This is a genomic window from Akkermansia muciniphila (assembly GCF_002884975.1).
Taxonomy (GTDB): domain Bacteria; phylum Verrucomicrobiota; class Verrucomicrobiia; order Verrucomicrobiales; family Akkermansiaceae; genus Akkermansia; species Akkermansia muciniphila_C.
This window is the reverse complement of the sequence record NZ_PJKB01000001.1, coordinates 1,036,602-1,051,388: the sequence shown is the minus strand read 5'-3', so window position 1 is coordinate 1,051,388 and position 14,787 is coordinate 1,036,602. Positions and strand designations below refer to the sequence as shown.

Annotated in this window: 10 protein-coding genes; 6 read left to right on the top strand and 4 right to left on the bottom strand. The window is 59.7% G+C overall.

Annotation, left to right across the window (positions count from 1 at the left end):
* Positions 1-47: 47 nt before the first annotated feature.
* The 3 genes from CXU21_RS04245 to rplT all read left to right on the top strand — a co-directional run bounded on the left by CXU21_RS04245 (position 48) and on the right by rplT (position 2,429).
* Positions 48-1,631 (top strand): MGH1-like glycoside hydrolase domain-containing protein, encoded by a 1,584-nt coding sequence (locus CXU21_RS04245; RefSeq protein ID WP_180972633.1) that lies wholly within the window; start codon positions 48-50, stop codon positions 1,629-1,631.
* A gap of 55 nt (positions 1,632-1,686) precedes the next feature.
* Entirely contained in the window at positions 1,687-1,896 is a 210-nt protein-coding gene (gene rpmI / locus CXU21_RS04240) for a 50S ribosomal protein L35 (protein ID WP_012420592.1), read from the top strand.
* Positions 1,897-2,045: 149 nt separating this feature from the next.
* Complete coding sequence (rplT, locus tag CXU21_RS04235) at positions 2,046-2,429, top strand: 50S ribosomal protein L20 (RefSeq protein WP_022396602.1); 384 nt, start codon at positions 2,046-2,048, stop codon at positions 2,427-2,429.
* A gap of 129 nt (positions 2,430-2,558) precedes the next feature.
* Here the strand turns inward: rplT and CXU21_RS04230 are convergent, their stop codons facing one another.
* A complete protein-coding gene (locus tag CXU21_RS04230; RefSeq protein WP_102725159.1) occupies positions 2,559-3,356 on the bottom strand; it encodes a TlpA family protein disulfide reductase in 798 nt (265 codons plus the stop codon).
* A gap of 122 nt (positions 3,357-3,478) precedes the next feature.
* Here CXU21_RS04230 and rseP point away from each other — a divergent pair, with 122 nt between their 5' ends.
* The 3 genes from rseP (at position 3,479) to CXU21_RS04215 (ending at position 7,457) form a co-directional block, all read left to right on the top strand.
* Positions 3,479-4,924, top strand: coding sequence for an RIP metalloprotease RseP (gene rseP, locus CXU21_RS04225; RefSeq protein ID WP_102725158.1), 1,446 nt, complete (start codon positions 3,479-3,481; stop codon positions 4,922-4,924).
* Positions 4,925-4,949: 25 nt separating this feature from the next.
* Entirely contained in the window at positions 4,950-6,335 is a 1,386-nt protein-coding gene (locus CXU21_RS04220) for a DUF6056 family protein (RefSeq protein ID WP_102725157.1), read from the top strand.
* Positions 6,336-6,665: 330 nt separating this feature from the next.
* Positions 6,666-7,457, top strand: a complete 792-nt coding sequence (locus CXU21_RS04215; RefSeq protein WP_102725156.1) for a PEP-CTERM sorting domain-containing protein — start codon at positions 6,666-6,668, stop codon at positions 7,455-7,457.
* A 240-nt stretch (positions 7,458-7,697) separates the two neighbouring features.
* Here the strand turns inward: CXU21_RS04215 and CXU21_RS04210 are convergent, their stop codons facing one another.
* The 3 genes from CXU21_RS04210 to CXU21_RS04200 form a co-directional block, all read right to left on the bottom strand.
* Complete coding sequence (locus CXU21_RS04210; RefSeq protein ID WP_180972632.1) at positions 7,698-10,841, bottom strand: UvrD-helicase domain-containing protein; 3,144 nt, start codon at positions 10,839-10,841, stop codon at positions 7,698-7,700.
* 19 nt (positions 10,842-10,860) lie between these two features.
* Positions 10,861-13,734 (bottom strand): PD-(D/E)XK nuclease family protein, encoded by a 2,874-nt coding sequence (locus tag CXU21_RS04205; protein WP_102725154.1) that lies wholly within the window; start codon positions 13,732-13,734, stop codon positions 10,861-10,863.
* A 186-nt stretch (positions 13,735-13,920) separates the two neighbouring features.
* Positions 13,921-14,781: an NAD-dependent epimerase/dehydratase family protein gene (locus CXU21_RS04200; protein ID WP_102725153.1), complete on the bottom strand. Its 861-nt coding sequence runs from the start codon at positions 14,779-14,781 to the stop codon at positions 13,921-13,923.
* Positions 14,782-14,787 lie beyond the last annotated feature (6 nt).

The window sequence follows — 14,787 nt, the reverse complement described above, 5'->3', positions numbered from 1 at the left end:
CCATGAATGAATTGCCGCCCGGCGGGCGTATATCTTCCATGCGGTTGATGATGATTTCCACGAATTGCTGTAACCTGTGTGCAGCCCTGGTGGCCGGGGCGGTCATGCTGGGTTCTTTTTCCATAGCGGCTCCTCATGCGGATACGGTCGCCACGGAATGGAGGGCGGAAATTCCACTGCCTGTTTATCCCAATGCCGAATTGGTGGACTTGTACGAGAAAACGTGGGAGATTGCCGCAGGCAGGGTAAGGAAAGGGCCGGAGGGGCTGCCCGCCTCCCCCTATCTGGATGAAAACTGTTATGAAACGGATATCTGGATTTGGGATACCTGCTTCATGGCCCTGTTTTCCAAATATGCTCCCAAGTCCTTTCCCGGCAAGGAGAGCCTGGACAATTTCTATTACCCCATGTACCGGGGGCAGCCTACGCCGCTGCGCATCCATCTGAGGGATAATCCGCCCCTTTTCGCGTGGCTGGAATGGGAAAACTACCAGTTTTCCGGAGACACGGACAGGGTGAACGCCATTCTTCTGCGGGAGCGGTTCCTCCAGAGCCACTTCCACTGGTTCAACACGGTTCCCAAAGGGGAGCGGGTACCCTACAGCAGCAACGCCATTCACCGGGGCGTGGTAGGACGGGAGGGCTTCACGTGGACAGGGGGAGCCAGCGGAATGGACAATACGCCGCGCGGGCGTGATTCCGGCGGCTATGATAAAATCCTGTGGGTGGATGCCATTTCCCAGCAGGCTCTGTCCGCCCGTTGCATAGGGAAACTGTATTCTTCCCTGGGGAAAAGGGAAGAGGCCCTGGCGTGGGAAAGGGAGTACCGGTCCCTGATCGGAAAGATCAATGAACTTTACTGGGATGAGGAAGACGGTTTTTATTATGATGTGGATATTGCCTCCAAAAAGCCATGCCGCGTGAAAACAATCGCCTCCTTCTGGCCGCTGCTGGCCGGGGCGGCCACCCCGGAGCAGGCCGCCCGCATGGTGGAGCATGTAAGAAAGGCCGGCGAATTCGGCGGGGATTTCCCCTGGCCGTCGCTGGCAAGGAGCGACAGGGATTTTGACGCGGAGACCGGCAATTACTGGCGTGGGGCCGTCTGGCTGCCTACCGCCTATATGGCGACCAAGGCGCTGGAACGCTATGGCTATACGGACCTGGCGGATGAATTGGCGGAAAAGGTCCTCATGCAACAGTTGAGAACTTATCATGAAGTCGTGCCGCATACCATCTGGGAGTGCTACAGCCCTTCCGCCAACCGTCCTTCCATTGAGCACGGGCGCCGCGTCAGGCCGGATTTCTGCGGGTGGTCCGCGTTGGGCCCCGTTTCCCTGTTTATTGAAAACGTGCTGGGCTTTCATGAAGTCAGCGCCGCGCGGCGGGAAGTCCGGTGGAGACTGCGCCCCGAGAAAGGAAGGCATGGAATCCGCCGCCTGGCGTTTGGCCCCGTCACCACGGATATTGTCTTTGACGGGAAAAGGAGCATCGCCGTGCGGAGCACGGTTCCCTATACCCTGTATGTCAACGGAAACGCCCATGCGGTCCCGGCAGGGGAAAGCGTCATCCCCCTTCCTTCTTCCCCGGAGCCGGGCAGGCAGGGAACAGGCGGTTTTTATCCGGAAAAATGATTCAGGCCCATTTTCCACTTGCCAAGAGCGGATTGGCGCCTATACTCCTTCCACCATGACCCGCAAAGGTGGTATCAATAAAACCCGCAAGGCAGTCGCCAAGCGTTTCAAGGTTACCGGCACGGGCAAGGTACTGCGCCGTAAACAGGGTAAGCGCCACATCCTCCAGAAGAAATCCAGCAAGCGCAAGCGTCAGCTTGGCAAGGTGGCTCTGGTGGACGAGACGCAAGTCTGGGCAGTCAAGCAGAACCTGCCTTTCGCCTAAACCGCGGAAACGCTCGACCAACGCCGAGCTTTCCCCCCGCTGAACGGGGGGCCTTCATGCAGCCTTCTTCCGATGAGAAGATAAGAACAGGCGAGACTGCAGGGAGGTGAGGAAGAACAGTCTGTTCAAGATAGAAATAGAAATAAGCTATGCCACGTGCCACTAATGGACCGGCCTCTCGCAAGCGCCGTAAGCGCATCCTCTTGCGTGCCAAGGGTTTCCGCGGTTTCCGCAGCAAACTCTTCCGCTACGCCAAGGATGCCGTTTACAAGGCTTGGCAGTATGAATACCGTGACCGCAAGCGCCGGAAGGGACAATTCCGCCGTCTTTGGATCGCCCGTATCTCCGCTGCCGTCCGCGACCGCGGTCTGACCTATTCCCGCTTTATGGAAGGCCTGAAAGCCGCCAACGTCGATCTGGACCGCAAGGTTCTTGCCGACCTGGCCGTCTCTGACGAAAAGGCTTTTGACGCCATCTTCGCGCAAGCGAAGAAAGCCATTGAAGCCAAGGATGGCGCCGCTCTCCGCGCCTAAAACGCGACAGAGTCCATCTGTTCAGTAAACATTAACAAACAGCCCCGGAAGGTTAACCTTCCGGGGCTGTTTACGTTTTCATGTCCGGAGGCGGGAAAAAGCCGTGGAAATTCCGGCGGGAAGGCTTCGTTATTCAGGTTCGGCTGCCGTCTGCTTTTCCTTCTCCGCGCTGGCCAGTTCTTCCACCTTCCGTACCAGTCCATCCATGCTGCCGGAAGCGATTTTGTTCCCGTTGGCGTCCACCAGCACCAGGGAGGGGATGGGGCCGGGATAGTTTTTGCGGATCAGGGGGCTTTCCTTGGAGAGGTTGTCCAGGTAGCCGAACAGGAAGACCGGCCACGGCATCTTGTTGGAAACGGCCCATTTCTGGGCTCCTTCCAGCGCGTGGTCCATGCTGCACAGGACTACTTCCAAATCGTTGCGGGATGCGATTTTATCCCGGTACACCTCCAGGTTGCGCGGGAGGGAGGCCCTGCACGGCCCGCACCAGCTCGCGGAATAATACAGGATAAAATACCTGGCGTTCCATTTGCCGTCCATTTTAATGAACCTGCCGTCTTTTTCCCGGTAGGTCAGCCCTTTCAGCTGTTTGCCCAGAATGCCTTTCGGGATGACCATTTTAGCCAGCTCCGCGTCCGTCTTGCCGACCAGCTCCTTGTGGAAGTCAATCCATTCCAGGTCCTCCTTGGAAAGCTTTTTCAGGGGGAAGGGGATTTTCTTTTTTGTAAAGATATTCTGCATGATCGCGTTGACGCTGTTCAGCCCGGCCAGCCTGGCCTGGAAGGTGGCGCCCGTCTCCTTGTTCGTCCAGGTCCGGGTCATGGAAGGGATATCCGGCTCTTCCTGATGCGCCGCGTGAAGAAAGGGGGTGAAGGCCAGGAACATGGCCGTCAGAACGCCCGGCATGAAAAATCTGGAGACAATCATATTCTGTTGTTATGGTGTTTTCTGCCGTTTGTCCAGAATTAACCCCGTCCTTTGTCATTAGGACATCCTTGAAGCTTGTTCGCCGGGAAGCGTCATGATACACTCACCAACAAAGCACTACCATGGATAACGTACTTTCCGTTCTTACCACCATCGGCATTATTTTTGGCGTGGTGATGTTGTTTAACTTCATGATTTTCATTCATGAACTGGGGCATTTTTTCGCCGCCCGCTGGCGCGGCCTGTATGTGGACAGGTTCCAAATCTGGTTCGGGCGTCCCATCTGGAAAAAAACCATTAACGGCGTTCAGTGGGGACTGGGCTGGATCCCCGCCGGGGGCTTTGTCTCCCTGCCGCAGATGGCGCCCATGGAAGCCATTGAAGGGAGTGTGGAGCTCCCCAAGGATTTGAAGCCCGTCACTCCTCTGGACAAGATCATTGTGGCCGCCGCCGGCCCCATCGCCTCTTTCCTGCTGGCCGTGTTTTTTGCCGTGGCCGTCTGGATGGTGGGCAAGCCGGATGTGGAGATGGGGGTGACGACGGTAGGCTTCGTTGCTCCGGACAGTCCTGCGGCGCAGTCCGGCATTCTGCCCGGTGACAAGATTGTGAAGGTGGACGGCCGCCCGGTGGACAAATGGGCGGGCAATATGGAAGGCGTGCGTGAACTGATCATGCTGGGCGAGCATGACCAGGTAGTCTTTACGGTGCAGAGGCCGGGCCATGAGGGGGAGATGGATATTTCCTGCGGGTTCCGGATTCCGGAAACGTCCTGGTGGCAGCGCTCCGGCATGCGCCAGGTGGGGCTGATGCAGGCCATGCCCTGCGTTGTGGGGGAAGTGCTTCCCAACTCTCCCGCGGCCCAGGCTGGATTGAAGCCGGGCGATACGGTGACGGCGGCCAACGGGGTGCGCATCTGGAGCCCCGCGGCGCTGGATGTCCTGCTGAAAAAGAATGAACCGCTCCTGCTGGACGTGACGGGCAAGGACGGCGCTGCAAGGCAGGTGAACATCCAGGGAAGGCTTCCGGAAAACTGGCACAACGGCGCGGACGGTTCCGTGCTCAAGGGCGCCCAGCCCATTCTGGGCGTGACCTGGGACCTGAGCTCCGTAGGGCGTGACGTAACCGTGCATCCCACTCCGTGGGCTCAGATCAAGCAGAGTTTGAAATGGATGGGGGATACCCTGGCTAAGGTGGTTGCCCCCGGCAGCAGCGTGGGCGTGGAGCACCTCTCCGGCCCCGTGGGAATTGCCAACCAGTTTTACAAGATGTTCTCCCTGGAGGAAGGCTGGAAGCTGGCCCTGTGGTTTGCCGTGGTGCTGAATGTAAACCTGGCTATCCTGAACATTCTGCCCCTTCCGGTGGTGGATGGCGGCCACGTGGTGATGAACACCATTGAGCTGGTCTTCAGGCGTCCCTTGAATGTGAAGGTGCTGGAGTTCGTCCAGTTCGGCTTTGTCTTCGTGCTGATGGGCTTCTTCCTGTTTGTGACATTCAAGGACGTGGGGGATTTCTTCGGCAAAAAGCCGGATAAGCTGCCCACCCCGGTGTTCAAGGCCGTGACGGATTAAATGCGCCCATCTCCGGCTTGATTCCATGAAGCAGTCACTGGCGGTGCGTTTCCTGTTCCGGGCGGTGGTGCTGGCGCTCCTTGCGTACGCCATGCTGCTTACCTGGTGGACTCCCTTCACCGGAGACAGCTTCATGCATGCCGTCTTCGGGGCGGACCACCGTCTGGTCCTCCAGCCCGTGCTGGAGCGGTGCTGGTGGTCGTACATGAACTGGAATCCCCGGCTGGGGGAATTCCTGGCTATCTTTACGGCCACGGCGGGAAAGTGGCTTTTCCTGGCCGTTAATCCCTTCGTGGTTCTTTCCCTGGCGCTGATGATGTTTTATCTGGCGCGGGGAAGGAGGGTGAATCCCGGGGACTGGCGGGATGTGCTGCTGTTTTCCGTGGGGGCCCTTCTTCTGCTCACCTCTTCCTCCAGGCCCGGCATTACGATGTTCTGGCTGTCCGGCGGAACTAATTATGGCTGGTCCGCCGCTGTCTGGCTGGGGTTCCTGTGCCTGTACCGCGGCCTGTTGGCCGGAACGTCCCGGATACCGGACAGGCCTCTTTCCTGGCTCTGGATAAGCCTTGTGGCTTTTGCCGCCGGAATGACTAATGAGAACCAGGTGCCCGCGTCCCTGGGCCTGCTGTTCCTGTACTGGGTGCATGCGCACTGGAAGAGGGTGGCGCTTCCCCGCTGGTTCTTCTTTGGCTGGGGTTTTCATGCCTTGGGCGGCGCCTGTCTTCTGCTGGCTCCCGGCAACGCGGCGCGTCTTCATTCGGAAACGGCGGGCGGCGCCGCCGTCCTTCATTCCTGGCCGGAACGTTTCAGCGCCATCCCGGAGCTGATGAACGCGTTTTATGAGTTCATGCTGCTGCCCAAATTTCTGCTGGCTGTGGCGGTGGCCGCCCTGGTTCTGCTGACGTGGAGGAGAGGGTGGAGCTGGTGGAATGGCGTTTCCGGACGGCGCATGTGCGTCTCCCTGCTGTTTATTCTGGTGGCGCATGCCATGGCGGTCAGCTTTTTTGTGCGCGTCATTCCCGCCTGGCATGCCATGTTCTCCGCCACGGTGCTGATGATGACGGGTATTCTGGGGCTGTACGGAGTGTGGCTGGATGCCGTGCGGTGGCGCTGGGTTCCGGCCTGCCTTCTGGCTGCGGCGGGGAGTCTGGCCCTGTGGGTATGCTCCGGGTATCTGGACGCCTTCCCGCGCATCCACCGCCAGTGCGAGGAACGGAAAATGTTCATCCGCCATGAATTGGAGAAAGGGAAGAAAAATATTGCGGTTCCCCCTTATGAGCCCGTGCCGCTGGCTCCCTATGTTTCCGTCATGTGGCGCATGGGCAGCAGTGACCCTGATGAATTCATCAACCGTTCCGTTGCCCGTTATCTGGGGATTGAATGCATCCGTGTAGCTGTGCCGGAGCATTGACCGTCCTTTTGAAGGATGGCGGTTTTTCTTGAAGCGGTTTTGGTCCGGAGGAGCCGGCGGCGCAGAAAAAATCCCCTGGCTTCCTGGACCGCCTGTCCTATTATTTTTACTTGTTTGAATACCGGTGAATGCGGCGCTCATGCGGATCAATAATCCGGTGTCTGGACTAGTTGTTTAAATAAACATTTATTTTGCTCATATTAAATAAATTATATATATTTATAATATTGATAGTGTTCTTCCATACATGGAAATTAAAAAAGATATATATTTAATTTTTAGCATTTTCCATTGACACCGGATTATTGATCCGGTTTACTTCGTGTTACCATGAAGAAATCCTTGTTTTCTTTGGCTCTGATCTCCAGTTCCCTGCTGGCGGTGCAGGCGGCGACTGTGCAAATTGATTTCGGGCGTGATGACGCCGCGACGGACGGAGCCCTCAATATGAATTACGACCATTCCTCCGCAGCCCTGGGCACGATGCCGGGCGACGTCACTCTGGGATGGAGCACTGCCGCATGGCCTGTAGGGGATGACGGCCATACCACGACCAAGACGCCCGGCGAAGAAAACGGGTGGAAGAACGCTTTTGGCGGTAGCATGCCTTTCTCCCTGGGGGACAGCTTCCGGGACGGCCTGTTAACGCAGACGTCAACCGGTTCCGGTTCCTTTACCGTGACTTTCAGCGGTCTTGCCGCCGGGGAATACACCTTGTCCCTTTTTGGCGGGTTCACGGGTAAAGACGTTTTTGCGGGGCAGACGTGGACGATCGGAGGCGCCGACGCTTCCAGCGCGACCTGGACAAATTTCGGAACAAACGCCGGCGGTGACTGGAACGAACTTTCTACGGTGACGGGAGACAGTTCCGGCACCCTGGCTCCCGGGAATGCCGCAGACGGCTCCAACGCCTCCGCCAACAAGGGCCTTTATTCCACAGTGGAACACATTGTGGTAGGGGAAGACGGCACGCTTACCCTCACCCTTCAGGGAGACGGTTCCAGTGATTTTGGCCGCACGGCGCTCAATTACCTTTCCCTGACCCAGGTTCCGGAACCCGCTACGGCTACGCTGAGCCTGCTGGGTCTGGCCGCTCTGTGCCTGCGCCGCCGCCGGGCCTGATCCGGAGGATTCTCAATTGTTTTCATTCACAGCTGCCCTGCATTCGTGCCGGGCGGCTTTTTTATTTAATGGGTTCACCCTTTCAGCTTCTCCGGGCCCGGTGTCCTTTTCCTCCCGGTTTTCCGGGCAGCGGCAGGGAGGTTCCGTATGGAAATGCACCGGGATTAACGCCAGAGGCGTGAGGGAACAGAAGGGGAAGACGGAAAAATGCGTCGGGCCCGGCCCTGCGGAAGCGGGGTTTTAAACGCGGATGGTTTCCTTCAAGTGTGTGGAAACGATGATGCACGTGATACGCTCCAGCGGTATTCCCGTAATTCTGGATACGATGCGGGCATAGGCGTTCAATTGCCCGGAGTGGCGTTCCTTCAGTTGTTCCGCGGAATCCGCGTGGTCCGTTTTGAAGTCCACGATGCGGGCGCTTCCTTCATGGAGGATCAGCCTGTCAATCACGCCGGAAATCCAGCTGTTCCCGTCAATGGCCTCAATGCGCTGTTCCTTCATGATGCACGCCGTTTCCGGGGGGGTGAAGAGCTCCCTGATGGAGGGCACCTCCATGCAGGCGGCTACGGCGCGTTCCGCTTCCGTAGCGGGATGAAGGGCCCATTCCGGCTTGCCCTCCTCATTCCAGCGGGTGATCCGTTCAAAGACGGCGTGGACGGCTGAACCGAATGCGGCGGATTCCACCTCCGCGGCATGCTTCCCTCCATGGACCGCATTTTCCGGCGCAGCCGGACCGGAGGGGGATATCCGTTCCCTGATGACCGGTTGCTGCATGGGCCATTCAGGCATTTCTTCTACTATTCTCTCCCGCACTGTTTCCGTGAACTCCCCGTACCATTCGGGATGCCCGCAGGAATACAGGCATTCCGCTCCGGATTCCGGAAGGGTTTCCTCCGCGTCTTTTCCACTGGCGCGGGCCGCGGAACGGACAATCTTCCACATGGAGTCCGCAACCGTTTCTCCCTTGTCTTCCTTGTAAGGAAGAATGACGTAAGTAGCCCGTTTGGCGCGGGTGAGAGCCACGTACAGCTTGCAGAATCCGTCAAACTGCTGCCGGGCGCGCCATTCCCGGTAAAGCGTCTCAAGCTGCGGAACATTAGTGTAAACGTGCCTGGAAGGGGCCAGCACAATGCCCTCTATTTCTCCTTCCCGGTTCTTTTTGACAAAGTGGGTCAGGTGCCTTCCGTCCGCAAAAGGAGCGTCCCTGCCGATCTGCGGCAGGATGACGATGTCAAACCCCAGGCCCTTGGATTTGTGAATGGTCATGATGCGGACGATGCCGCCGGCGGGGTCTTCCCGGCGGGTCAGGTCTTCCATGTGCCTGATCCATTCATCCAGGGAAATGCCCTTTTCATCCACCTGTTCCGCCTCGGTCTTCCAGACGGCAAGGCGGTCCCGGTGGAATTCCGTCAGGACCGTGCCTCCCAGGGCCAGCCTGCGTTCCACCTCTTCCATGACGGCGGCATAGCCGTCCCGTTCCAGCAGAAGGCGCCAGCCCTGCCAGTCCATGCCTTCCGGGCGTTCCGGCGCGGCCAGGGGCCGGAGGGGGGAATGAGTGAGCAGCCCTGTGGTAAAAGGGTCTCCCGGCATGAGCAGCCAGCGGAAAAAGTACAGCAGGTTTTTCCCCAGGGGGGAGTCCACGCCCACGGGAACGTCATCACATACCTCCGCCGGAATGCCGTGGTCCGCCAGCCAGGTTTTAATGGCCAGAGCCTGGTTTTTCGTGCTGACCAGAATAGCGGTCTCCAGGCCGCGGCGCAGGGCTCCCGTGCGGTCCAGAATGTCTGCCGCCGCCTGGCACACCAGGTCGTTGGCCGTGGAAGCTTCCGCCTTGGGCGTCTGCCAGATTTGGGCGGCGCCCGGCTTTCCCTCCAGGTGCGGGGCGCTCCGGTGCTCCGGATATTCCCCCCATTGTTCCAGGGCGGCGGGTTCGCAGTCCGGCGCCGTCCGGGCGTAGTCGCAAATGTCGTTTACCAGGTCCAGCACGGGCTGGACGGAGCGGTAGGAGGTGGACATGCCGCGTTCTTCCAGTTCAAGCTGGGTGGAGACGGAGCGGAAAAGCTCCGGGTCCCCGCCGCGCCACTGGTACACGCTCTGCTTGACGTCCCCCACCACGAAGATGCTGCCTTCATTCCCGGCCTTGGATTCCGTCAGGTCTTCCAGAAAGGGCTTGATGACGCGCCACTGGGACTGGGACGTATCCTGGAATTCATCCAGCATCCAATGGTCATACCGGCAGTACATGCGGTATTGCAGGTCTCGCTTCAGCTCCGGCGTAATGGCTCCGTCCCCCAGCATGCGCGTGACGTCGTGGAACAGGAATCTTCCCTTGCTGCGGACCAGTGAGGAATAGTTGCCTTCAAAAAGACGCAGCAGCCCGTGCGTGGCGCGGGTGCGGCGCAACGCCTGCAGCACCTCCATGCGCAGCCAGCTCTGGATGAGCTCTTCCAGTGGGGGAGACCAGAAATCCCGGAATTTCTCACGCGCCTCTTCCATGGTGATGTTCCAGGCGGATCCTCCGTCCGTGCGGAAGCGCACGCGGCCCAGCCTGGCGTACCGGGAGAAACCGTTCAGGAAGCGCAGGAACATCTCCTTGCTTTTGGCTCCGTTTTTTCCTTCTGGCGCGGGGGCTTCCTGCGCCCTGCAAGCCAGAGTATGCAGAAGGGTATCAAACTGTTCCAGAGGAACGGGAGGAACCAGTTCTTCCGGCGTAAAGCCCAGCGTGGCGGGGTTTCCCCAGGTTCCGGCGTCCGGTTCATCCAGAAAAAGTTCGTGGTAGGTGTTGAGACGCCGCATCATGGAATCCTCCGCATCCGCGGCTTCCGCATCGGAATCCGCTCCGGAGAGGAAGGCGTCTTCAAAGTTCTGCCTCCGTTCCCGGTCCGCAGAGCATTCGCGGTACAGGGAAAGCAGGGCTTCCCGGCGCGCCAGTTTTTCCGCCGTGGGGTCAATCATGCTGAACCCGCTGACGCCCAGTTCAAAGGTGCTGGCGGAGGCGATCTGGGCGAACAGGCTGTCAATGGTGCAGAGGTTGAGGCGCGCCAGGTTCTGCACCAGAATGTGCAGCAGATGGCGGAAGCGTTCTCGGTGCAGGTTTTCCGCCTTCCATGCCTCCGGCGCTCCGGGCCAGATGCCGGGTTCCCCGGGCGTTCCCTTGATGACCGTCCAGAGTTGGTCTTTCAGGCGTTCCGCTCCCGCCTCGTCCGTGGCGCCCGCCGCCAGGTCCGTCAGGATGCGGTCCTTGAATTCCCCCGCCGCCTTCCGGGTGAACGTGATGGCGATGAGCCGTTCCGGATGGTTCCCGTGGTTCAGGGCCAGCAGACCCAGGAAGCGCAGGGAAAGCTGGTAGGTTTTTCCCGTTCCGGCGGATGCGGAGATCAGCATGTTGGTCAGGGGGGGCATTTCAGAAGGGAAGGTGCGGGGTGAAATTAAGGCCCAGCAGGTCCTGAAGGTTTTCCCGCCGGGAGGCCATCAGGTCCTTGAACACGTCATAGGTGGGCGGGGTCCAGCCCAGTTCCTCCGCCGTGATAAGCCCGCGGCCTTCATGAAGAAGCTTCATCAGCTCCGCCGTCCAGGAGCGGGCGCTGTCCAGCGCGCATTCCTCATAGCCGGGCATGGGATCGTGAAGCGTGTCCCAGGCGGAAAGGCCTATGTCCAGAGGGTTGGCGGGAAGGGCGTAATACGCCGCGGAGGGCTGGCCGCCGTAAGTCTCCATGGCCCACAGGACGTAGACAGGCAGTTGAAGGTCCTTCCAGCGCGCGTGCACCATCCTGCCGTTTTTCTGACGCCTGGTATAAGGGCGCAGGGCGGGGGAAAGCAGGGACAGGGCGTCCGGGCGTCCGATGGTTTCCAGATGCTTCTTCTCACAGGAGGAGGCTGCTCCCGTCTTGTAGTCAATGACGCGTACGCGGCCGTCCGCATGGCGGTCAATGCGGTCAATGCGGAACTTCATGGGGAAGCCGCCCAGGGACCAGTTTTCCACCTGGTGCTCAAAGGCGGTGCAGGACCAGCCGTCCTGAAGGTCCTGCAGGTGCTGGACCGCGTAAACGGAAAGCCTCTGCTCCATGGAGCGCTTTTGCAGCAGCAGGGGCATGAGGGGATTGGAGCCGTATTGCTTCCGGAAGGTTTCTTCCAGCACCTCCGTGACGGCGTCCTGAAGGGCGGCGGCGCTCATGCCGTCTTTCAGGGAGGCATGCTCCCGGCAGAAGCATTCCAGCACGTCGTGAAGCATGGTGCCAAGTTCGTTGACGGCCATGTCCTCCTTGTCCGGCAGGAACTCTTCCTCATTCATGTGCAGGGCTTCCCTCATCCAGAAGCGCATGGGACAGGCCAGGAACCTTTTAAGGACGGAGGGGGAGAAGGGCAGGCCTTTCTCCTTCCAGGGATTTTTGTAGCCGGGCGCCATCGTGCCGATGTCCGTGGCGGCTTTCCATCCTTCCACGGGCTGAAGGTGCCAGTTGCCGCGCCGGTAGGGGAGCGGGGCGGGAGAGTCGCTTATTTCCCGGAAAAGCAGTTCCACGCGGCGCGGCAGTTCCGCCTCCGGGCAGCGCATGAGCAGGGAGGAGGGCGTCAGCGGATCGTTTTTGCTGCTGGTGCGGGAGAGGATGACGGTGAGGCTTCCCTCCCGTTTACGGGAATGGAGCAGGGCGGTCAGCAGGAAGCTGTCCCTGGCCTTTTTGCGGTTGAAGGAGTCAATGCCCAGGGCTTCCCGCAGTTCCTCCGGCATGAATTGGTCGGAAACGCCGCCTTCCGGAACGGTTCCCTCATTCAAGCCCGTCAGGATTAGGTGTTTTTCCGGGCGGAAGTGAACTTCCATCCACCCCAGGGAGTCCAGCACGGCGTGCGCCTTCCTCCTGTTTTTGACGCGCAGGGGCTGAAGGCACTTCATCAGCAGCTGGAGGGCCGTTTCCGGCCTGGAAAAGGCAGTGGAACGCTGCTGTAGCCGTACGAGGCCGGAAAGGCAGGAATGGAGCATTTCCATGGCTTCCGTTTCCGGACCGTAGGCGTTCGCCAGGTCCGGGAACCATTCCATCAGCCTTTCCCCCAGCGTGCCCGGTTCCGCCATCCGGTCCCGCCATGCCAGAATAGCCCGGATGGAGGGGAAGGCGGCGGGGTAAAATTCCTTCAGCCTGGAAAGCAGGTATTCTTCCGATTCAGGAAGAAACTTCTGCTGGATTTTATCCAGCGCGGCGCAGCAGTACTGCTGGTTGCTGATGCCCAGGGAGGCGCACAGCAGGGAGGAACGCGCCAGGCTGAAGACGGGGCGTGCCGCTCCCTTTTCTTCCAAGGCCTGCCGGAGATGGCGGAGCAGGTCCATGGCGCCGGTTCCGGCAAAGGGCTTTCCTTCCGGATTGTGGAGTCCCCACCCGTATTCCCGCAGGCTGGCGTCCAGCGCTACGTTCATGTCCGGATCACACACGCCCAGGGCCACCTCCGGCGTTCCTCCCGCCGCCGCGCTGGCGATGAGCCGGCACGTTTCCCCGGCCAGCCGGGAGGGATTGGCCGTGATCCTGATCTGGGCGTCAAGGATGGGAATGGGGCAGTGGGACCAGAATTCCGGAAGGGGGGAGCCCCATGAATCAAAGGAGGAGGCTTCCTCTTCCGGCGCGTGTACCCATATCTCTACGGGCACGCCGTTTTGTTCCGCGTGCTGAAGGGCCTGGCGCAGGGGGCGCGGAACGTCCGCCACGCATGCCAGGATGATGCGGCCCCCCGCTTCCCGCAGGGTGGCCAGCAGATGGGCCGGAGCTTGCGCTGCCACGGCGGTTCTGTCCGCAAGCTGCCAGTCTTTCAACTGTTCCGCGCAGAGTTCGGACAGGCGGTCCATGTCCGTCCAGCGTTCGTCGCGGCCCGCGCAGGATTCCTGCGCCATGCCGCAGGAAATGCCCTGGCTGGCCATGGCGTGTTTCAGGCATTGCAGGCTGCCGGCCATTTCCAGCATGCTGGAAAAATCCTCCGGCATGTGCCGGGGGAACAGGCGGGGATAAAGGCGGTGGGGAGAGTTTCCGAGCGCCTGAAGGCACGCCGCCAGTTCTTCCAGGCCGGAGGCCGCTTCTTCCTTTTCCTCCATCCGGGGAAACTGGTCCGCCGGAATCACCTGGGGGGAGAAAACAGCCTGGGCGGCGGAAATGGAGGCAAGGTATTCCCTCAACTGCCTGCCGGATTCCCGCGTAGGGACCAGCACCAGATGCCGGTGGAGATGTTCTCCCAGGGAAAGCAGGCGCTCCGCTACGCTCCGGCAGGCCGGTCTGTCCCAGGATAAGAAAAGTCGGTTCATGGTATAAAAGCTGGACTCCCCGGAGACCGGGGAAAGAGCGGAGAATACGGGGATATGCTACATCACCGGGACCGGTTTTCCCATACATTTTTTCATGACTGCCGGGGATGGGGCATGACGGTATCCGGATTCAGTACAGTGGAAGTGGCAACAGGCAGGGAATAACTCCTTCTCCCTGCCTGTAACTTATTCCCCGGAAAGAGCGGAATCCAGTAATCCGGACATCCAGTCCCTGACGTGGGAGAACCGGAATCCGGATTTTTCCGCCCGGTCCAGGCAGAGGCTGTACGCTCCTATCCCATTGTAGGGCGCCGCGTCTCCTTTTTCATGAAGAACGGGGGCCTTCCCCGTCCGCGTCTCCATATAAGCCAGCATTTCCCTCAGGGAAACGGTTCCTTCACTGGCGGCATTGAGGGTTCCCTTCACCCGGTTTTCCGCCGCAAAGGCCAGCAGGCGCGCCGCTTCCTCCACATGAATGAAGCTCATTTGGCTGTCCGGGTTGTCAATCGTCATGGGACGTTCCGCCAGCAGGTGCTCCGCATAAAATGGCAGTCTGCGGGTGTTGTCTTCCGGTCCCATGATGACCGGGAAGCGGACGGCGAGGGTTTTCCGGGAGGCATATTCCCGCGCCAGGACGCTTTCTGCGGCGCGTTTTCCCTCCGCGTAAGAGGTGTTTTTACGCCCGGGCCGGGAGGGTGAATACATTTCAGCACGGAAGTCCTCTTCCCGGAGACCGGGGCGGAGCGTATAAACGGCGGCGGAAGAAGCCATCACGTAAAGGCCGCAGGAGACAGCATCCAGAACCGTGGAAACGTCCCCGGCTCCATAGGCCAGGTTGTCGTAAACCACATCATAGCTTGTTCCCCGGAGTGCCGCAGCCATGGAACGCTGGTCCGTCCGGTCAGTCCGTATTCGGCGCACGCGGTTTCCAAAGGCGTCACGGGTGGTCCCCCGTGCGGCGATGGAAACCCAGTGCCCGTTTTCCAGCAGGGCATTCACCAAACGGGTTCCCAGGAATCCCGTGCCTCCCAAAACAAGGATGTTCATTTCTGC